This is a genomic window from Leisingera sp. ANG49, assembly GCF_059694505.1.
The window spans coordinates 1074668-1092218 of sequence record NZ_JCATZN010000001.1 but is presented as its reverse complement, the minus strand read 5'-3'; the positions used below and the strand labels follow the sequence as shown (position 1 = coordinate 1092218).

The following is a 17551-nucleotide window of genomic DNA, read 5'->3' as shown; positions in this document are numbered from 1 at the left end:
GGGAAACTTTAGGGAGAGTAAAAGTTGACAATTGAATGAGCAGCATGATTGAGATTGGCGCCATTCCGGTGTTTGTTGCGGTCGCAGAATCCGGCGGATTTGCCGCCGCGGCCCGGCAGCTGGGGATCACAAAGTCCGCCGTCAGCAAGCGGATCGGCAACCTGGAAGCGCATCTGGGCATGCAGCTGTTTCACCGTTCGACGCGCAGCATGTCACTGACTGAGGCCGGTGAGATCTACCTGTCCCATGCGGTGCAAGCTCTTGGGTCGGCGAAAGAAGCGGAGGATGCCGTCACTGCCATGCGGGGGCAGCCCGTAGGCCGGCTCAGGGTCAACGCGCCGATGTCCTTCGGGTGGTTGCATATAGCGCCGTTGATCAAGGATTTTCTGGAGCGCCACCCCGGGATCACAATGGACTTGACCATGGATGACCGGGTTGCGGATTTGGTTGAAGCCGGGTTCGACATAGCTATCCGGGCGGGCACCCTGCCGGACTCTGCCCTGATTGCACGCAGGCTGGCGCCCATTCACAGTGTCCTTGCCGCGGCACCGGAGTACCTGTCTCGGGCAGGAACACCGCAGCATCCCGAAGACCTGCTGCGGCACAGCTGCCTGCATTACAGCTATTCACGCGACACGAGGGAGTGGATCCTTTGCGGTGCAGAGGGGGAAGTACGTGTTCGCACGAAAGAAAGACTGCGTGTCAACAACAGCGAGGCGCTATGTACTGCCCTGATAGACGGGCTGGGGATCGGACGCCTGCCAACCTTTGTGGCGGGCGCACATCTGGAAGCGGGCCGCCTGGTGCGGGTGCTTCCAGCCTACTCGCTGCCTGAGCAATCCTTATACGCGGTTTTCCCCGAGCGGCGTCACATGCCTGCAAAAGTCCGGGCATTTGCTGACTACCTGGCCGACCGGATCGGCCGGGAAAGGCCGTATTGGGACATCGAGGCTGGTCTGGGCGGATGATGCTTCACATCAGGTCAGTGAGCCGCTCGTGATCCTATAAACAACCTTGCGGCACCGCGTGAGTATTGATTTCTCCAGCAAGCCGCCGTTCCTGGCCATTCGGCAACCGGCAGCTATGTCAACGTGGCCCAGTCATTGGCCATTGAACAATCGCTGCGCTTTGCCTGAATGGCCGAGTTTCTCTCTGCCATGCGGCAGAAGCTTTTGACGGTGCAGCGGTTCGGCGCGATGGGTGCGTGTGCAGCAAGATTTTAGCACATCCGGATTGGGCTCATGCCGCAATTTCACCGCGCTGGGTGTGAATGGTTGATCTCCGAGACAGATGCCGTTCACCTAGTCGGGCTTGGACTAGCAGTGAGGCGGGACAAACCAGACTTATGCCGCCGCGGCGGATGCAGTTGCAGAAAGCATCAGAACTTTTTTGCGCCCACAGCAGCGGCCTTTCAGCGGTGCCGCAGGTTCCCCCAGACCAGACCTTCAGAGGCAGGCTGTAGGGCGCATTTCAAACCGCCATTCGTTGCAGCCGGCCTCTACAATCGACAAACCGGACAATGCAGACGTCCTATCTTCGTGCTGTAAGAGGCAGGCATTCCGCTGGAACGGCGAGGCCGCCGTCGTCCCGGAAGGAGTGCTTTTTTGAAGCATGCGCCAAGCGGCATGAGGTTCTGCCCCCAGTCTGCCCGAGGCCGCGCGGCCCATTTCGGGACCGGATCCAAGCCAGCAGGGAACAGCTGGCCGTGACGCCGGAGCCCTTGACCGGACGCTTTATCAACTGAGCATCTGCGGCCCAAATGACTCGACGTGGATTTGTTCCGCTGAGACGCCTAGCTGACCCAATCCTCTCTCGAGACCAGCCATGAAAGCCGGTGGCCCGCACAGGAAGTACTGGGCGTCGGCGCGATCCACCAGCGCCCCAATCACTTCAGGAGTAAGGCGGCCCTCGCTGTCGTAGTGCGTGCCGCGCTTGTCCTGGTTCCTTGGCCTGCTGTAGGCAAAATGCGTGTGGATATTGGGGTGCGCCGTGGCGAGGTTGCGCACCTCGCCGGCAAAGGGATGGTGACGGCCGTCGCGGACTGCGTGGATGAACCAAACCGGGCGGCCTCTGTCCTCCGCGGCAATGGCGTGCAGCAGGCTGATCATTGGCGTGATGCCCACCCCGGCACCGATCAGCACAACCGGGCATGTGCTGCACCGAAGAGTGAATATTCCGGCTGGCCTGCGGCTCTCGATGATTGTTCCTGGCTCGGCATGGTCGTGCAGATAGCGCGATACGAGACCCTTTGGTTCGCGTTTCACGGATATCCGGTATCGCGCATCGGCGGGTGCGCCCGAGAGCGAGTAAGTGCGCCTGGCGGGAGCGGGCGCATCTGGCAAGGCAATCTCGATCAGCAGGTGCTGCCCTGCATCGAATTGGTCGAGCGGCCCGCCGTCGCGTGCTTCGAACACGAAGGAAGTTACGTCGGCGCTTTCCCTGATCTTTTCAGACAGGCACAGCGACCGGACCGACTCCGCGTCGGCATCCCAGCGCAGCGCAATGGCGTTGCGGGTTTCGACAGCTTCACGGACACGTACGGTGATCAGGCGCCGGGCGCCGGGATAATCGGCGAGGTCTGCCGGATCCCATTCAATTGACGCTTCGCCTGTCACCTGCAGCAGGCTGCCGGTTTCGAATTCGACGAACAACAGGCCCACACGCGGGTCCAGGACGAGATTGCCAACCGTGTTGAAATGGTTGTTGCCGGCATAGTCGGGAAACCGCAGCGATCTGCCATCCAGCGTGCGCACGAAGCCCCGGTCGCCGCCCCGGTGCGAAGCATCCATGCCGAAGGCGGGGTTGCCGCCCTCGCCACGGTAGCCGCTGGCGATGAAAAAGGTGTCCGCAGAGTCGATCCAGACACGCTGCGCCTCTGTCAGCGAGGCGCAGCGCTTGGTTTTGCCGGGCTGGTTTGCCGGGGCCCGGCGCCATCGGCGTTCGCGAATGTACTGCGGGCAATTCCCGAACGACTGCGCGACGTCAACCGTAATCGCGCCCGCAGCGCCCCGGCCGATGCAGCCGTTCACGCGGTTGCGCCGCCGTGTTTCCAATTCGATCCCGAGGATGCCGATGTCCGCGCCAGGGACAAATGCGCCTGACAGGGCATCGCCGGGGTGCGGTTCCGAGGCCAGGACCATGCGGCGCGGGTCGGGCGAAGTCACAAACCCTTCCGGGCCATCGAGCAGCGTCGCCCAGGGACGGCCGGCGCGGTCTCTGGCAGCGGTAACGAGGAATGGCTGAGCCGTATGGAACTCACGGTGCTGCTCCGGCAGATAGCCGCGCACGACCTGACGGGCCCAGTCCTCGATATCACGGACGCCCAGCCTTTCCTGGACCGCCTGCTCACCGGCATGGAACGGAGACGGGGAGCCTTCGGCTTCTGCGCGTGAAGTCTCCGGGCTGCCGTTTGTGAATTTTGCGGTTTCTTCTGTCATGTTCATAGGAACCTCCATTCTTAAGGTTTCTGGTGCCGGAGGAGACGGCAGATCCGCCTTGGCGCCAAATTCCCAGCGGCAGCGGACATGTCTTGTGCCGCCCATCGTCCGGGGCGCTCCGGTGGCCCCGCCTTTCAGGTTCCTTCCGCGCGCGACTCCCGCGGCAAGCCGCTGCGAGGCGGCATGGCAATCACCAGCGTTCGCCGAACGGGCGGATCTCCACGTCGAACGACCAGGCTGAGCGGGGTTGCTGCGCCACATGCAGCACTTCGCCGGCAATGTCGGCGGGCTCGATGAAGAAGTCATCCGGCTTATCAGGATGGAACCTGTCCCGTGTCCACGGCACGTTGATGACAGCGTCGATGTTCAAGTAGGCAACGTGAATTCCCTTCGGGCCAAGATCGCGCGCCAAAGCTTGCGCCAGGTTGCGCTGAGCCGCCTTTGTCGGCGAGAACAGCGCATAACCCGGCCCCCCCCGAAAGGCTGCGGTGTTGCCGGTGACCATGATGGCGCCCTCGCCGCGGGTCAGCATGTCCGGGACCAAGGCGCGTGCCAGGTAGAGGAGAGCAGTGGTGTTGACGCGGAAGTTGCGCTCCATCTCTTCCGGGTCCCCCTCGTCGAACCGTTCGAACGTGGCCCGCACGGCATTGTGGACAAGGACGGAGGGTGGCCCCATCGTTTGCTTGACGGCCTCGCATGCCCTGACCAGCGCATCGAGATCTGACACGTCGCATGGGAAGGCCATGGCGCCGTCAAGCTCCCGTTCCAGCGCCTCCAGCCGCGATTTGCCGCGCGCCAGCATGGCAACGCGGTAGCCGGCTTTGGAGAAGCGCCGGGCGATGGCGGCGCCGGTTCCTTCGCCGACACCGGTAATCATAGCGATCGGTTTGGTCATCTATGCCTCCTGTTCAACCGTCCCGGACCGGGCGGTTGCATCGGTAAGAAAGGGTCCGGGAGGGGCGGCAAAGCGGCGCAGGATGGCCTGCGCCGCTTTGGGCATCATGCCGCCGGGGCAATCAGCTCCATCCGGATTCCGCCCGGGATCGCGCACATCATGTGCTGGGCCGGGCCGCCTAGCAGCGGCTCAGGCGGAAACTCAACTTCCACGCCGGCGGTGGCCGCCAGTGTCTCGTGCAGCGCGGCCAGCGCGGCACTGCCGTCAACAGTCAATGCGAGGTGGTGCAGCCCGATCACGTTCTTGCGGTCGAAGGGAACTGCAGTTGCCGGATCCTGCGCTTGCCAAAGCGTGATCATCGTGGTGCCGTCGCTCAGGAATACGGCAGGATAGTCCGGCAACTCGCCAACTTGGGCGAAGCCAAGTATGCCAGTGAAAAAGTCGCGGGTTTCGCCAAGATCGCGAACTGTCAGCCCAATGTGATGGGCTCCTTTTGTCAGTGCGTCAGAAGGCATTTCCATCTCCCTTTCAAAAGTTTGGATACAGGCCGTCTAAGGACCGCGGCATCGAACCGGATCAGAGTTCAGCCGCGGCAGCATGTCGGATACGCGGCCAGTTCTCAGCGGCGCGCGCAATGGTGCCGGCACGGTCCTCCTGATAGGCGCGCAGCACCTCTTCATTCAGGAATACATAGAGTTTGCCTTCGACGATCTCTGCATATTGGGGATCGCCGTCGAATTTCTTGCCCTTGGAAACGCCAAAGGTGCAAAAGCCGCCGTTCTGCGGCAGGTACGCCTTGGGATTGGCCTCGAAGGCATCCTTGTTGCCGGAAGAGGTGAAATAATAGGCCGCACCGTCATGGACTGCGGTGTAACGGGCGGAGCCTGCTGACTGGCTGCCAAGCTCGAGAAAGGCGACAGGATCCGTGCCGTGCAGTGCGAGCGGCGCGCCAGCCGCGGTCAACCCGGCAGAGACATTGTATTCATCGGCAGCAAAGGCGCTCTCGGAAAAGGCGGCAAAGCCAGCCAGCACGGCGGTGGCAATAGCAGTTTTGGGTCTCATGTCAGTCTCCTTGGTTGAGATGAGTGAAAGCGGCCGCTGGCGGGGCGGATTTCCCGCGTAGAGAGCTGCTGCCCTGCGTTGATGCGTTCAGGGGCGAACGGCGGCCTGCAAAAGGCGCAGTTCGGCGCGCAAGACAATGTCCGGCGCATCATTGCCGATCAGATACTCCAGCCTGCTGGCGCGGGTGAGCAGCAGTTGCAGATCCGGGGGAAGAAGCACGGTGTCTGCCAGGCCACGGCGGCGCAGGAGGTTTTTCATGGCTCTCGCGCCTCTCCGGCATCCCTGGATTTTCAGTGCAGGAGAGGTAAGAGTAGAATGTTGCTCCAGTTCAGAAGTACCAGTCATCGGACGTCTCCCATCTGCGTTTGCGCCAGGCCTGAGAAAGTGGCCAGGGGATGTCAGGAAGAATGCCAGACTAGCCGGCCCATCTCTTTCAGATTTGCACGTTTCACAATTCTGCAGACCGGCGGAATGCTCCGGCAAGGGCGTTCAGGAGAAGATCCAGCGAGTTTTTGCTACACTCGGCTTGAAGGTGTTTCTGGGGGAGGAGTTGCCTTGAAACAGCTGCTCGACATAACTGCGCCACCTCTCGGAGAGCTGCCGGTCTGGGGCAAGCGCATTGCGTTCGGAGATTTTTTTGTTGAGCTGGTGCCGGCCGGCAAAAGGCACTTCAACGTCCGCTTGCGTGACAGCTTTGCAAGTATCAGCTTCTCTGGCGATGAGGGGCAGAGCTCGCTCGCCGGCGGCCGGTTGAGGCATTATGACCGCCGGCCTTACGAGTATATTGTCGCGCCTCCATGCTTTCCCCTGCGCGGCACCTCGGAGTCTGCGCCGGAAGTGCTCGCGCTCATATTCAGTTTCGAAGCCTTGAGAACAGATCTGGCCGCCGCCTTGCAAATCCCGGAGGACCTCCTTGAACCTCGCGTCGTCATTGGCGGCCCCAAGCCGTTCACAACCGAACTCGCAAACCGCATCCGCCGGCACATCCTGGCAGATGACATATCCGGCGACTATTTGCGCGCGCTCTGTTTCGCGCTGATTGTGGAAATGCTGACCTTGCCGCCGGAGCAGCAACGCACCCGCCGCACTGATCTGCTTGATCAAAACATCTTGGACAAAGTTATTGAATACATTGATGGAAATCTCGAAACGGATTTGACAGTGGAGAAGCTGGCTAGGCTTTCCGGGGTGATGGCGCACCGGTTTGCCCGCGCATTCAAACAGAAAACGGGTGAAACGCCGCACAATTACGTCTTGTCGAGAAGGATTGAGCAAGCGCGCAGGCTGCTTAGTAAAACAAATGAGCCGATAGCCAGCATTGCTTATGCCACCGGGTTTTCATCGCAGAGCCACATGACGACCACTTTCCGCAGGCGCTTGGGTATCACGCCGGCACAATTTCGCGGCGCTTGAAGCCTAGCAGATGCAATTTGAGCCAAACGTTGGCAGCATCGCGCAAGAGCACAGACAGGGCCGCAATACCCGTGTCAGCAAGAGCCGCGCGCCTGCGGCGAAAGGCTGCCAGATCCCGGCTGTTTTTGTTCATGGCCCATAACTTTCTACACGCTGCCTGAATGGCCGGGTTTCCCCCTGCTATGCGGCGGTAGTTTTTGGGCTGCGCAGCGAGGCGACACCCTGCGTGCGTGCGCAGCAAGATTTTGACAGTTCCGCTTTGGGCTCACAGCCAGGTTTCGCCGTTTTCGGCGCAATAGTCGGTTCTTGCAGCGTGAAGGACGGCACGTCCAACCAAACGGCGGATAGTCAGAGGCTTGACCGGTACTGCCGACAACTGGTTCCGTTGCGCTTGTATAATGGTGCTTGCCACATACCCTATTCCAGCGGCCATAAATGTGTCCGCTGCGTAGGCCACCTACGCCTTGTGCCCATTGCGGTTGTTGATCGCCTGGCACCCCATCGAGTGTACAGCACGCCAGGAACGGAGCACGGCAGCCGTTCGTGGGGGCGCCAACGAAAGACCGCAGCCCCAAGGTCAGCAATGTGTGCATTTGCGATTGCGGCAAAAACGAGATTTTCTGTTGGAAATACACGCCGAAGATATGGTTGCTTCAACGGACACTTTCTCTGAGAGCACCTGGTGACGAACAAGACCGCAACAATCCTGTGATTTGGGGTAAGAAATGGATCTGCCGCGGGGAGGGTGCTGGACGTCAGGCAACACCCCACCAGCGCTTCGTCTGCTCGCAGTGGTACTGGATTGCTTCTTCAGCTGCAGTGCCGTCACGGCGCTGCAAGGCATCAATGACCGCAAGGTGCTCTTCCATTGCCGAGACGATGCGGAGCTGGAGAAACGGCCGTGCGTTCTGGATAATCGCGATGCGCATCCGGTTGGCATTGTAAGCTGCAGCCAGCTGGGAGTTTTCCAGCCCAGCAGCCAGATAGTCATGCAGCGACAAATCAACCTGGATCGCTTGCGGTGGCAGGTCACTGCCAGCATTGCCGCGGGCGGCGTCCAGCATTGCCTGATGCTGTTCCCGCAGTGGCGCAAGATCGTCGCAATTTCCGCCGGCCGCCCGGCGCCGCCCCCCCTCCTGATCCAGTACCATGCGGAAATCGAGGCATTCGCGGATCGTTACCGGATGCGCCTCCATCACTTGGATACCGCGTTTGGGCAGGGTAACTACCAGCCCCTGTGAACTGGCTTGCTTAACCGCTTCACGAACCGCGGACAAAGGGAGATCAAGTAGCGTCACCAGCTGCGACATCGACAGGAATTGCCCGGCCCGCAGCTGCCCGCTCCGCAAAGCAGCCCACAGGGCATCCTGGGCTTGATCCGCAAGAAGCTGGACATCCTGTGCTTTGTTCATGACCGCTCTCCCCCTTCATTGCCCGCAGATACCTTAAAGTCCTATCTGAAGTTTTTTATAGTCCACTTCGTAAGATACCTTCTAACATGTCAGTTGCAAGCTCAATTTCTTACGCGGCCAGGCGGTTGAACACCTGCCGCCCGCACACTGGGCTCAAGGGAGGAAAACATGACCGCAACTGATGAAATGCATGTCGTGCATGGGGGCACACTGAACCCCGAAGGCAATGCGCTGAACCCCGTTGGCAGCGACGAGAAAACCTGGGGCTGGTTCGCCATCTTCAATATTTGGGCAAACGATGTGCAGTCGCTGTTCGGCTATTCGCTGGTGGCGTCGCTGTTCATCTCCTATGGCGTTGGGGGCTGGACTGCCTTTGCAGCGCTGATCACAGCCGGGCTGTTCGTCATGTGGATGGTGAACCTGTCAGGTGCGGCAGGTGAGAAATACGGCATCCCCTATCCTGTCCTTGCACGGGCCAGCATGGGTACCGAGGGCGCCAAACTGCCAGCAGTGCTGCGGGCCACAGTGGCCGTGTTCTGGTACGGCGTGCAGGTCTATTTTGCCTCAACCGCGCTGGCGCTCCTGATCCGTTCGGTCACAGGTATAAGTGGCGGGACGGAAATTCTTGGCCTCACCGGTATCGATTGGCTGTCCTTCGTCATCGTCTGGGGCTTTCACATCGTGATCTTCTGGCGCGGTATGAGCTGGGTTGAGACTTTCCTGAATATCGCGGGCCCCTTCGTCTATCTGGTGATGATCGGCCTGGTCGTCGTGCTGTGGCAGCGTTCGGATGGGCAACTGCTGGAAGCCACCGCCACAATTTTCGCCAACCCCGAGGGCACTTTCTGGACCGAAGTCACAGGCTTCATTGCCATCGTCGGCACCATGGTCGCCTACTTTGCTGCAGTGATGATCAACTTCAGTGACTTCTCACGCTATGCCAAGGACAAGCCCGCCATGATCATGGGCAACCTGGCAGGGCTTCCGTTCAACATGATCCTGTTCTCGGCGCTGGCACTGCTGACCACCGGCGGCGCGGCCGTGGTGTTTGGTGAAGAGATCATCAACCCGACCGAGATCGTCGAGCGCACCGACAGCGTGCTGCTAGGCATCGTTGCTGCGATCACCTTCTTTGCCGCTACTGTCGGCATCAATCTGGTGGCGAACTTCATTCCCGCAGTGAACGGTATCGCCAATCTGGCGCCTGAGAAAATCAGCTTCCGAAAGGCTGGCCTCATCACATCCATCTTCGCCCTGGTGATCGGCGGTTTCTGGAACAGCTTCATTAGCCAGTTTGGCATCAGCGGCTTTGTCAACACATTGGGCGCAACGCTGGCGCCGGTCTTTGGCATCATGATCGTTGACTACTACCTGCTGCGCAAAGAGCAGCTGAAAGAAGATGACCTCTACAACATGGACGGCGGCATCTATCACTACGACAATGGCTGGAACCGGGCTGCGGTGAAAGCTTTCGGGCTAGCGGCGGTCTTCTCGGTCGCAACGGTCTGGGTTCCGTGGTTCGCCTTCCTGTCGGGCTACAGCTGGGTGATCGGTGCGGTCCTGGGCGGCGTGATCTACAACGCGCTAGTCAAGGGTCAGACGAAATCCTGACAGCCTCCAGAAAAAACCAACCGGTGGCGCTCAGCCGCCACCGGTGTCTTGTTTAAAAATTGATGTTGTTTCAAACCCTTAACCATCAACTTTCGATTTTGGACCGGAAGAACTGATTGGCCCCAAATTCCTCTACCAGGCGTTTCATTGTCTTCGTCGAATTGCGGATTCCCCCCCAATAGAAAGCTCAGCATCATTGCTCTAAGAGATCTGGGACCATTACTGCTCAATGCTGTCGTCCCTGACCATCCATGCTGCTCTCGCGGCGAAAGCCTGGAAGGTCCCGCATCCTGTAGATTGCCGCCTACGGCCTCGCTGCATACCGAACGAATGGCCGCTCGTCACGCCGCACGGCGTCTCTGAAAATGATGCGGTCGCGGCGATTTTTATGCTGCGAGCGCACGCAGTGAGAAATGGCAATAGCTGCCTCGGGCTCGAACCGTACCACTGCAGCGGTGCGACCGTAGGTCTGGTCTGGATTGGCGAACGGCAAGTGCCGCCCGCCAACATGGTTCAAATGTCGATTTGCTCGGCGATGCTCAACGCATCTTCAAGTTCGACACCAAGATATCTGACAGTGCTGTCAACCTTTGTGTGTCCGAGCAACAGTTGAACTGCTCTGAGATTTCCGGTTTTGCGGTAGATCTCCGCCGCCTTGGTCCGGCGCAGCGAATGGGTGCCGTAGCCGCTGGGTTCCAACCCAATCGCAGCCACCCAATCCCGCACAAGTCGGCCATATTGGCGGGTTGAGATATGTAGGCGGTCATGAAACCGGCTAGGAAACATGAAACGGCAGCCGATCATTTCCGGCGACTTGATCCATACGGTAATGGTATCCCGTGTGTTTTCAGAGAGTTCGAACTGAACGGGTCGCCGGGTTTTGCTCTGGATCACAGACACCCTCTCGCGAACGCGGTCATCTCTGACCAAATCGCTGACAGAAAGTTTCACCAAATCGCATCCGCGAAGCTTGCTATCAATCGCCACGTTGAACAGCGTGAGATCACGCAGATTCCTGGCCAATTCGAGCCGCGCGCGGATTGCCCACACTTGTTTCGGCAACAGCGGCCTTTTCTGGCCGACGACCCGGCCCTTGTTCCAGGCTTTTCGTTTCGGGGTGACCGCGGGAAGTTGGACTCTTGGCATATTGGGCCCTCCAATCCTCCCGCCAAGCCCAGACATCAGCACCGCGCTGACACCTGAATTTTACTATTTGGTTTGAATGACCGTTGTCCGATTGCTTGTTCTTCGGGAAACGTTACGGGTGCATTGGGCTGCTCTGAGCCCGGAGCGGGCATTGTGATTTTTTGATGCGCGCGCTCGCAGCGGAAGAAATGCTGCATGCGCTCGAAATCTGGCGCGTAACGCGGCGATGAAACCGGCCATTGATGCAGCGCGCAGCGAGGCAGGAACGGGCAACTCACAAGGAGCCGGACTTTCCGGACTTTCGCCCGTGCGGACTTTGCTTTCGCAGAAAATGCGCGCCAGCGCGACGTGGTTCTCGCGGTGAAACAGCATTCGTCGGCAGAGCGGTCATTAAAGCCAGTTTGAGGAGCGAAACTCAAATCGTCCCTTCACTGCGGCCAGGATCGATAATTGCAAAGCAGACGAAGTTTCTTTCGCTGTGAGTTGCCACAAAGGCGGCGACTCGGAAATGATCAAAGCCACTGAGAAGCTATGTTGCGGGCCATCCCCAAGTCCCGCCCCTTGCACTTCTGCTGATCGAAATTGCGTGCTTCCGTGCTGGCGCCAATGTGCTTGCACGCTTCCCCTCCCGGCCGGGCAAGCATGGCCGGGAGGGGAAGCCGATTAATCCAGATATCCGGTCAATGCGAGAGAAATCTCAGGCACATAGGTGACCAGCAGCAAGATCACTGCCAGCACGCCGATGAACGGCAGGTTCGTGCGCGAAGTTTCCCAGATGCCGGCCCTGGCAATCGAACAGGAAGTGATAAGCACTGAAGCTACCGGAGGCGTTTGCTGACCGATGGCAAGGTTTAGCGTCACCATGATGCCAAAGTGGATCGGGTCGATGCCGACCGCGTTGATCAGCGGCATCACTACCGGAACCACTAGGATGATCGCCGCGGCGCCGTGCAGGAACATGCCCAGAACCAGCAGCAGGAGGTTCAGCAGCGCCAGCACGATCAGCGGGTTGGTGGTGATCTCGGTGATCTCGGCCGCCAGTGTCTGCGGCACCTGCGCCTGGGTCAGGAACAACCCCAGCGCGGCCGAGGTGGAGACCAGCAGCATCACGATACCGGTCTGGCTGACGCCCTCGAGCATAGTCTTGCGCAGGCGCGAGACGTCCAGGTCGCGGTAGACGAACAGGCCGATGACCAGCGCCGCAAGCACCGCAAGGCCGGCGCCCTCGGTGGCCGTGACGAGACCCGAGAAGATGCCGCCCAGAATGATGACCGGCATGGTCAGCGCCCAGAAGGCTTCCTTGAAGGTCTTCCAGACATAGCCGAGGTCGAAGCCTTCGGCGCGGGGCAGGTCATAGCGCACCGCCAGCACCCAGGTGACCAGCATCAGAAGGAAGGCGCCCAAGAGTCCCGGTACCACGCCGGCCACGAACAGCTTGATCACCGAGGTTTCGGCGATGGCGCCATATAGGATCATCGGGATCGACGGCGGGATGATGATCGCCAGCGAGGCGGAGGAGGAGGTGATCGCCGCCGCCAGGGTACGCGAATAGCCACGCCGCTTCATCTCGGGGATAAGCACGGTGCCGGTGGCGGCCACATCGGCCACGGCAGAGCCGGAGATTTCGGCAAACACCATGGATACGCCGATGTTCACCATGCCCAGCCCGCCGCGGATGAAGCCGATCAGCGCGGTGACAAAGTTAATGAGCCGCAGCGAGATGCCAGAGGTGTTCATCAGGTTGCCTGCAAGGATGAACAGCGGGATCGCGATCAGTGGAAAAGAAGTGGAGCCGGAGTAGAGCTTTATCACCATGTCATTCAGCGCGCCCGGCCCGGTGGTGAGCAGGAAGCCCCCCATCGACACCACGCCGATGGCCACCGCGATCGGCACGTTGATGAGGATCAGCGTAATCAGGGCAACCGTGGTCAGGAGCAGGATCATTTCATGCTCTCCTTTTGGGCAAGCGCGGCGGTTTCAGCCTCGGCCTCGGCGATGGCCTGTTCGATTTCAGCATGTTCCGGGTCGATGCCCTCGGCGGCGGTGCGCAGGGCGCGGGGCAGGGTTAGCAAGGTGCCGAGGATCATGATGACCGAGGCCACCGGGATCACCGATTGCACGATGTCCAGCGTCATCCAGCGCAGCGACAGGAGCGAATCCCATTTCGCCACCGCCAGCACCGCGTTGCCGTACCAGGTAACGACGGCGAAATAGGTGATGACCAGAAGTTCCGAGAACAGCGCCAGTGCCACCGCCAGATGCCGCGGCAGTGCGGTGACGATGCCGGAGAACCCCATGTGCTGGCGCAGAAATACCGCATAGGCGGCGCCGAAATAGGTCAGCCAGGCCAGCAGCACGCTAGCGATTTCGTCGTACCAGGCGGGGGAGGCGCCCAGGTACCGCATGGTGGTCGCGTATACAACCGACACCGCCAGGATCACCAGCAGCAAAAGGCAAATCGTCTCGATGGCCCGTAGTAAAATGCGCTCGATCAGTGCGATCATGCCCACCTCCAGTCTTGTGAGTGCCCCGGCCGGGCGTGCCGGGCCGGGGCGGTTCATGTTACTTGGCCAGGTCCTGGGCGCGCTGCACCAGCGCGTCGCCGCCGGGAACCTGCGCTGCAAAGGCGTCGTAGATCGGCGCGGAGGCGGCGATGAAGGCGGATTTGTCGGCCTGGTTCACCTCGACGCCCGCGGCGCGGACTTTTTCGACCAGCTCGTTGTCGGCGGTCTCACCCTGTGCCAGCGACCAGTCCTGCACCGCGGCGGAGACCTCGGTGACGGCAGCCTGGACGTCTGCGGGCAGCTTGGACCAGGTGCCGGCGCCGGAGGTCAGATAGGTCGGCGAGTAGACGTGGCCGGTCAGGCTGAGGTAGCCCTGCACCTCCTGGAAGTTGGCGCCGACGATGTTGGTCAGCGGGTTTTCCTGGCCGTCCATGGTGCCAGTCTGCAGGGCGACGAAGACCTCGGAAAAGGACATCGGCGTGGGGTTGGCGCCCCATTCCTTGAACATCGATACCCGCCATTCAGACGAGGGCGTGCGGATCTTCAGCCCGTCCAGGTCGGCAGGGGTGTTGATAGGGCGCGCGCTGTTGGTGATCTGACGGAAGCCATTCTCCCAGGTCGACAGCACCTTGAGGCCCACCTTTTCGGCCAGCGGCGCCAGGTCGGACTGCACGATCTCGGCGTCGATCGCCTTGAGGTGGGCGCGGTCCTGCACCAGGAACGGCATGTCGAACAGGGCAAATTCCGGCGCCACGTTGGTCATGATCGAGGAAATCAGGGTGAAATCGACGGTGCCGAGACGCAGTTTCTGCATCAGCTCCTTTTCGTTGCCAAGCTGCGCATCGGCATAGAATTCGACCGTGTGCGCGTCACCCAGCCGGGTCTGCAGCTCCTCGGCAAAGCGGGCTGCGCTTTTGCCCTGAAGGCTGTTCGAGGCGGCACCGACGGCCACAACATAGGTGTCGGCCGCGGCGGGTACGGCAATGGTCAGGGTCGCGGCAGCGAGGCTCGCGCTCAGGGTCTTGCTCAGGGTTTTCATGATGTCTCCTCCGGTGTGTTTGGAACGTCCTGCCGCATCCGCGACGCCGTCTTGGGGTGTTTGTACAGGGCAGACGCATCTGGCGGAAAGCCGGGTTATGCGCTGCGCCGCCTCCTCCTCGTTTTTCGGCACTTTAGCATTTTGGCATTCCAAAACACCATTGCCATGTTAAAACAGAAGTCAACATGATTCGTGTCCCGGCCGGTGCCGGACACACCGCCAAGTGAGAGAAATGGGAGCCCTGAATGACCAAGATTAAATCCGTTCGAACCCGTGTCTGGAGCTGGAAGGGGCCGACCGTTCCGCCCGCCGGGAACTTCTGCACCAACGCCTCGGACGCCCTGTGGATCAAGGGCGATGCTATGGAGTCTTTCCGTTTTCACCAGTGGCTGACCTGCGAGGTGGAGACCGAAGACGGCACCATCGGCATCGGCAACGCGGCCCTGGCGCCAACGGTTGTGAAACAGGCGATTGATGACTGGTATGCGCCCCTGGTGATCGGCGAGGACCCGTTCGACTACGCCTATCTGTGGGAGAAGATGTACCGCCGCAGCCATGCCTGGGGCCGCAAGGGCATTGGCATGACCGCGATTTCCGCCATCGACATCGCGATCTGGGACCTGATGGGCAAGCTGACCGGCAAGCCGGTGTTCAAGCTTTTGGGTGGGCGCACCAAGGAAAAGATCCCGGTCTATTACTCCAAGCTCTACTCCGGCTCGGTTGAATCGATGCAGGCCGAGGCCGAAGAGGCGATGAAGAACGGCTACACCGGCTACAAGACCCGGTTCGGCTTTGGCCCCAAGGACGGCATGGCGGGCATGCGTGAGAACCTGAAACGGGTCGAGGCGCTGCGCGAGGTCATTGGCTATGACAAGGACCTGATGCTGGAATGCTACATGGGCTGGAACCTGGATTACGCCAAGCGGATGCTGCCCAAGCTGGCCAAGTATGAGCCGCGCTGGCTGGAGGAGCCGGTGATCGCCGATGATGTGGCGGGCTATGCCGAGCTGAACGCGATGAACATCGTGCCGATCTCGGGCGGCGAGCATGAATTCTCGGTCATCGGCTGCGCCGAGCTAGTCAATCGCAAGGCCGTAAGCGTGCTGCAGTATGACACCAACCGCGTCGGCGGCATCACCGCGGCGCAGAAGATCAACGCCATCGCCGAGGCCGCCCAGATCCCGGTGATCCCGCACGCCGGGCAGATGCACAACTATCACCTGACCATGGCCAATGTGAATTGCCCGATCGCCGAATACTTCCCGGTGTTCGACGTCGAGGTGGGCAATGAGCTGTTCTACTACATCTTCGAGGGCGACCCGGAGGCGGTGGACGGTTTCTTGCAGTTGGACGACGACAAGCCCGGCCTTGGCATCGAAATCACCGACAAACACCTGCACAACTTCGAGATCACAGAATGACCAAATATTCCGGCATCTGGCCCGTCGCTCCGACCCCGTTCAGCCCGGACGGCACGGTGGATTACGAGGGCATGAAACGCGTCATCGACTGCATGGTCGATCAGGGCAGCGATGGCATCTGCATCCTGGCCAACTTCTCCGAGCAGTTCCTGATCACTGACGAGGAGCGCCGCAAGCTGACCGAAGTGTCGCTAGCGCATATGGCAGGCCGGCTGCCTGTGATCGTCACCATCAGCCATTACGCCACCCAGATCGCGGTGGAGCGCGCGCAGCATGCCAAGGACCGCGGCGCGGCCATGGTGATGATGATGCCACCCTATCACGGCGCGCTGCTGAAGGGCTCGGCCGAGCAGACGTTCGAGCAGTTCGCCCGCGTGGGCGAGGTGGGCCTGCCGATCATGGTGCAGGATGCGCCTTTGTCGGGTGTTGATCTGCCGGTGCCGTTCTTGGTGCGGATGGCGCGCGAGATCGAGATGGTCAAGCTGTTCAAGATCGAATGCCCCCAGGCCGCGGCCAAGCTACGCGACCTGGCAGCCGCAGGCGGCGACGCGATCGAAGGCCCGTTCGACGGCGAAGAGGCGATCACCCTCTTGGCGGATCTGGAGGCGGGCGCGACCGGTGCCATGACCAGCGCGATGATCCCCGATCAGATCAAACCGGTGCTGGATCATTTCGCGGCCGGAGATCTGGATGCGGCCACCGCGGCCTATGCCAGGGTGCTGCCCGCGGTGAACCATGAAAACCGCCAATGCGGCTTCCGCTCGGCCAAGGCGGCGATGGTCGAGGGGGGCGTGATCGCTTCGGATTTCTGCCGCCACCCCATCGCGCCATTGCATTCGCAGACAAAGGAGGCTCTTTTCCGGTTGATCCGGCCGCTGGATCCGGTGGTGCTGAAATGGGGCAAATGACATGAGCAAGAAGGCTGAAATCTCGGACCTGGACACCAGTGAACTGGCCCTGGCGCGCCCGCGAGCCACGTTGGTCGAGATTGCGGCCGACAAGCTGCGCGAGCTGATCCTGCTGGAGAAGCTGCCCGCCGGGGCACATATCTCGGAGCGCGATCTGGCGGCGGCACTGGGCATCAGCCGCACGCCGCTGACCAAGGCGCTGACCATTCTGGAGCAGGACGGGCTGGTGGAGTATTCCGTCACCCGCCGCCCGCAGGTGGCCAACCCGCCGATCCGCGAGATCGAGGAGAACCTGGTCGTCATGGGGGCGCTGGAGGCGCTGGCGGGCGAGCTGGCCTGTGCCACCATCACTGAGGAGGAGATCGCCAAGGTGATCGACTGTCAGCAGCGGATGGAGGCCGAGGACGGCAGCCTGACACCGCTGGAATCCTTCCGGCTGGACATGGAGCTGCATGAAACCATCGTGCAGGCCAGCCGCAATGCGCCGCTCATCGATACCCATCAGAAATACAACGCGCGCCTGTGGCGGGCGCGTTTCCAGTCTTCGCAGCGCCAGTCGGGCCGTGAGCAGACCTTTGCCGAACACCGGGCAATCGTCGAGGCGCTGAGCCGGCGCGATGCGAAGACCACCTCCACAGCCCTGCGCCGCCATCTGGCTTCGGCTGTGACCAACATCAGAAATGCCCCGCGCGACTAGCGCCAG

General features: G+C 60.8%; 16 protein-coding genes. 6 read left to right on the top strand and 10 right to left on the bottom strand.

The genetic code is table 11. The features are described from left to right. Window positions 1–35: 35 nt before the first annotated feature. Window positions 36–968 (top strand): LysR family transcriptional regulator, encoded by a 933-nt coding sequence (locus AC58NV_RS05430; RefSeq protein ID WP_497226197.1) that lies wholly within the window; start codon window positions 36–38, stop codon window positions 966–968. Between the two features lie 768 nt (window positions 969–1736). Here the strand turns inward: AC58NV_RS05430 and AC58NV_RS05425 are convergent. The 5 genes from AC58NV_RS05425 to AC58NV_RS05405 form a co-directional block, all read right to left on the bottom strand. Continuing rightward, entirely contained in the window at window positions 1737–3443 is a 1707-nt protein-coding gene (locus AC58NV_RS05425) for an FAD-binding oxidoreductase (RefSeq protein WP_497226196.1), read from the bottom strand. 184 nt (window positions 3444–3627) lie between these two features. Then, window positions 3628–4332 (bottom strand): SDR family NAD(P)-dependent oxidoreductase, encoded by a 705-nt coding sequence (locus tag AC58NV_RS05420; RefSeq protein ID WP_497226195.1) that lies wholly within the window; start codon window positions 4330–4332, stop codon window positions 3628–3630. Window positions 4333–4436: 104 nt separating this feature from the next. Further along, entirely contained in the window at window positions 4437–4847 is a 411-nt protein-coding gene (locus tag AC58NV_RS05415) for a VOC family protein (protein ID WP_497226194.1), read from the bottom strand. Between the two features lie 61 nt (window positions 4848–4908). Next, window positions 4909–5394, bottom strand: coding sequence for a YHS domain-containing (seleno)protein (locus AC58NV_RS05410; protein ID WP_497226193.1), 486 nt, complete (start codon window positions 5392–5394; stop codon window positions 4909–4911). A gap of 87 nt (window positions 5395–5481) precedes the next feature. Continuing rightward, window positions 5482–5739: a hypothetical protein gene (locus AC58NV_RS05405; protein ID WP_497226192.1), complete on the bottom strand. Its 258-nt coding sequence runs from the start codon at window positions 5737–5739 to the stop codon at window positions 5482–5484. A 210-nt stretch (window positions 5740–5949) separates the two neighbouring features. On the opposite strand from AC58NV_RS05405, the gene AC58NV_RS05400 reads away from it, so the two are divergent. Next, a complete protein-coding gene (locus AC58NV_RS05400; protein WP_226428755.1) occupies window positions 5950–6807 on the top strand; it encodes a helix-turn-helix domain-containing protein in 858 nt (285 codons plus the stop codon). Between the two features lie 755 nt (window positions 6808–7562). Here the strand turns inward: AC58NV_RS05400 and AC58NV_RS05395 are convergent. Further along, window positions 7563–8219: a GntR family transcriptional regulator gene (locus AC58NV_RS05395; protein ID WP_497226191.1), complete on the bottom strand. Its 657-nt coding sequence runs from the start codon at window positions 8217–8219 to the stop codon at window positions 7563–7565. Window positions 8220–8387: 168 nt separating this feature from the next. On the opposite strand from AC58NV_RS05395, the gene AC58NV_RS05390 reads away from it, so the two are divergent. Then, a complete protein-coding gene (locus AC58NV_RS05390; protein ID WP_222475076.1) occupies window positions 8388–9830 on the top strand; it encodes an NCS1 family nucleobase:cation symporter-1 in 1443 nt (480 codons plus the stop codon). Between the two features lie 513 nt (window positions 9831–10343). On the opposite strand, the gene AC58NV_RS05385 is transcribed toward AC58NV_RS05390, so the two are convergent. The 4 genes from AC58NV_RS05385 to AC58NV_RS05370 all read right to left on the bottom strand — a co-directional run bounded on the left by AC58NV_RS05385 (window position 10344) and on the right by AC58NV_RS05370 (window position 14519). Further along, window positions 10344–10976 carry a tyrosine-type recombinase/integrase gene (locus AC58NV_RS05385; RefSeq protein ID WP_497226190.1) on the bottom strand — a complete coding sequence of 211 codons (633 nt, stop codon included), beginning with the start codon at window positions 10974–10976 and terminating at the stop codon, window positions 10344–10346. Between the two features lie 663 nt (window positions 10977–11639). Next, window positions 11640–12920: a TRAP transporter large permease gene (locus AC58NV_RS05380; protein WP_497226189.1), complete on the bottom strand. Its 1281-nt coding sequence runs from the start codon at window positions 12918–12920 to the stop codon at window positions 11640–11642. Beyond that, the gene (locus AC58NV_RS05375) at window positions 12917–13480 is read right to left on the bottom strand and encodes a TRAP transporter small permease (protein ID WP_497226188.1); all 564 of its coding nucleotides are present in this window, start codon (window positions 13478–13480) and stop codon (window positions 12917–12919) included. Before AC58NV_RS05375 ends, AC58NV_RS05380 begins: the two co-directional genes overlap by 4 nt. Window positions 13481–13538: 58 nt before the next feature. Beyond that, a complete protein-coding gene (locus AC58NV_RS05370) occupies window positions 13539–14519 on the bottom strand; it encodes a TRAP transporter substrate-binding protein (RefSeq protein ID WP_497226187.1) in 981 nt (326 codons plus the stop codon). A gap of 245 nt (window positions 14520–14764) precedes the next feature. Between AC58NV_RS05370 and AC58NV_RS05365 the strand changes: the two genes are divergently transcribed. From AC58NV_RS05365 to AC58NV_RS05355, 3 genes are read left to right on the top strand one after another with little or no spacing between them, the layout of a single operon-like run. Beyond that, window positions 14765–15940 carry an L-rhamnonate dehydratase gene (locus AC58NV_RS05365; protein WP_370002177.1) on the top strand — a complete coding sequence of 392 codons (1176 nt, stop codon included), beginning with the start codon at window positions 14765–14767 and terminating at the stop codon, window positions 15938–15940. Beyond that, window positions 15937–16848: a dihydrodipicolinate synthase family protein gene (locus tag AC58NV_RS05360; protein ID WP_497226186.1), complete on the top strand. Its 912-nt coding sequence runs from the start codon at window positions 15937–15939 to the stop codon at window positions 16846–16848. Before AC58NV_RS05365 ends, AC58NV_RS05360 begins: the two co-directional genes overlap by 4 nt. Before the next feature lies 1 nt (window position 16849). After that, on the top strand, window positions 16850–17545 hold the full coding sequence (locus tag AC58NV_RS05355; protein WP_497226185.1) for a GntR family transcriptional regulator: 696 nt from the start codon (window positions 16850–16852) through the stop codon (window positions 17543–17545). The last annotated feature ends 6 nt before the right edge of the window (window positions 17546–17551 follow it).

What these genes read in the sequence shown, in the direction of transcription:
- AC58NV_RS05430 (WP_497226197.1), top strand. Translation starts at nt 36, where the DNA reads ATGAGCAGCATGATTGAGATTGGCGCCATTCCGGTGTTTGTTGCGGTC.
- AC58NV_RS05425 (WP_497226196.1), bottom strand. Translation starts at nt 3,443, where the DNA reads ATGAACATGACAGAAGAAACCGCAAAATTCACAAACGGCAGCCCGGAG.
- AC58NV_RS05420 (WP_497226195.1), bottom strand. Translation starts at nt 4,332, where the DNA reads ATGACCAAACCGATCGCTATGATTACCGGTGTCGGCGAAGGAACCGGC.
- AC58NV_RS05415 (WP_497226194.1), bottom strand. Translation starts at nt 4,847, where the DNA reads ATGCCTTCTGACGCACTGACAAAAGGAGCCCATCACATTGGGCTGACA.
- AC58NV_RS05410 (WP_497226193.1), bottom strand. Translation starts at nt 5,394, where the DNA reads ATGAGACCCAAAACTGCTATTGCCACCGCCGTGCTGGCTGGCTTTGCC.
- AC58NV_RS05405 (WP_497226192.1), bottom strand. Translation starts at nt 5,739, where the DNA reads ATGACTGGTACTTCTGAACTGGAGCAACATTCTACTCTTACCTCTCCT.
- AC58NV_RS05395 (WP_497226191.1), bottom strand. Translation starts at nt 8,219, where the DNA reads ATGAACAAAGCACAGGATGTCCAGCTTCTTGCGGATCAAGCCCAGGAT.
- AC58NV_RS05390 (WP_222475076.1), top strand. Translation starts at nt 8,388, where the DNA reads ATGACCGCAACTGATGAAATGCATGTCGTGCATGGGGGCACACTGAAC.
- AC58NV_RS05385 (WP_497226190.1), bottom strand. Translation starts at nt 10,976, where the DNA reads ATGCCAAGAGTCCAACTTCCCGCGGTCACCCCGAAACGAAAAGCCTGG.
- AC58NV_RS05380 (WP_497226189.1), bottom strand. Translation starts at nt 12,920, where the DNA reads ATGATCCTGCTCCTGACCACGGTTGCCCTGATTACGCTGATCCTCATC.
- AC58NV_RS05375 (WP_497226188.1), bottom strand. Translation starts at nt 13,480, where the DNA reads ATGATCGCACTGATCGAGCGCATTTTACTACGGGCCATCGAGACGATT.
- AC58NV_RS05370 (WP_497226187.1), bottom strand. Translation starts at nt 14,519, where the DNA reads ATGAAAACCCTGAGCAAGACCCTGAGCGCGAGCCTCGCTGCCGCGACC.
- AC58NV_RS05365 (WP_370002177.1), top strand. Translation starts at nt 14,765, where the DNA reads ATGACCAAGATTAAATCCGTTCGAACCCGTGTCTGGAGCTGGAAGGGG.
- AC58NV_RS05360 (WP_497226186.1), top strand. Translation starts at nt 15,937, where the DNA reads ATGACCAAATATTCCGGCATCTGGCCCGTCGCTCCGACCCCGTTCAGC.
- AC58NV_RS05355 (WP_497226185.1), top strand. Translation starts at nt 16,850, where the DNA reads ATGAGCAAGAAGGCTGAAATCTCGGACCTGGACACCAGTGAACTGGCC.